The organism is Ruegeria atlantica (assembly GCF_013033965.1).
Lineage (GTDB): Bacteria > Pseudomonadota > Alphaproteobacteria > Rhodobacterales > Rhodobacteraceae > Ruegeria > Ruegeria atlantica_D.
Map to the genome: position 1 here is coordinate 1 of NZ_WQFE01000042.1, position 1,393 is coordinate 1,393.

1 protein-coding gene is annotated in these 1,393 nt (G+C 54.5%); it reads left to right on the plus strand.

Translation table 11 applies throughout. From position 1 onward, the window contains the following. The first annotated feature begins 90 nt into the window (after positions 1 to 90). Positions 91 to 1,116, plus strand: coding sequence for an IS110 family transposase (locus GOW16_RS22590; protein WP_170419817.1), 1,026 nt, complete (start codon positions 91 to 93; stop codon positions 1,114 to 1,116). Positions 1,117 to 1,393: the final 277 nt, after the last annotated feature.

Below are 1,393 nucleotides of genomic sequence, written 5' to 3' on the forward strand. Positions count from 1 at the left end.
ATCTGATGGTGTGGATACCCCCGCCCGGAGGCATCGTATGTGCCAAGTGTCGGCGCTATAGTCGTCACAAACAATGAGGAGGATATCCACGTGTCGGAAGTTACCATCATTGGCGTTGATCTTGCAAAACAGGTTTTTCAGGTACATGGGGCACGAGCTGACGGATCTGTTGCTTTCCGAAAGAAGCTGAGCCGCGCCCAGTTCATGCCTTTTCTGGCCAAACATCCCCAATGCACGATTGCAATGGAGGCCTGCGCCACTGCCCATGGCTGGGGTCGTGAAATCGGCCAGCTGGGTCATGAGGTGAAGCTGATTCCACCTCAGTATGTAAAGGCGTATGTCAAAAGGCAGAAAAATGACAAAGCTGATGCGGAAGCGATCACCGAGGCGGCATCCCGTCCAACCATGCGGTTTGTCGAGGTGAAAACGGTCGAACAACAGTCTCGTGCGATGCTGTTCCGGTCGCGCAAAATGTTTATCGGCCAACGTACGCAATCGATCAATGCTCTGCGCGGCCATTTGGCTGAATACGGCGTGATCGGTCCAAAGAGCAAAGCTGGGTTGAAAAAGCTGATTGCCGCATTGGATGCCGAAAACAACGGCTTACCCAATCTCGTCTGCGGCACGGCCCGAATGTATCTTGAGCACATTGATACGCTGTCGACCAAGATCTCCGACCTGACTAAGCAACTCGAATCTGTGTCAAAGTCATCCGGCACGGTGCGCAGGCTGAAAACCATGCCAGGAGTTGGGTTGCAGACGGCACTGGCTATTGAGGCATTTGCCCCGGACATGAGTTGCTTCAAACGAGGGCGAGACTTTGCGGCCTGGCTCGGCCTGGTGCCGTTGCAACGCTCGACGGGCGGCAAAGACCGGCTCGGCAAAATCTCGAAGATGGGCCAGAAAGACATTCGAAGTTTGCTAATCACCGGGGCCATGTCAGTTATCACTGCCGCGACACGGTTTGGTGTCCGTAAGGGAAGCTGGTTGGCCAAAATGCTGGATCGTAAACCGAAAATGTTGGTCGCGATCACGCTGGCCAACAGAATGGCGCGAGCAATCTGGGCCATGCTGACGAAACAGGAGAATTATCGGAACCCGGAGGCGATGGCGTAACCGCGAACCGCAACGCTTCGCCCCGGTACCCGGGACGTGTGAAGAGATCGACGAATAGGATGGGAGATTATTGATCGGAAAGATCCGAAGCGGGAAAACCATTTCCGAGCCACTGACCTGAGGGTTATCGAAGCTGATTAGGACCCGCCTTCGCGCATCACCATACCGGCCCGCGGCCATTAAAATGCCGCATCATGAGGCCTGATATATGACAGCATCCGATCACACGCTCACAGACCATTCAAAGATCGCTTGACACCGGGGGTATCCATATATG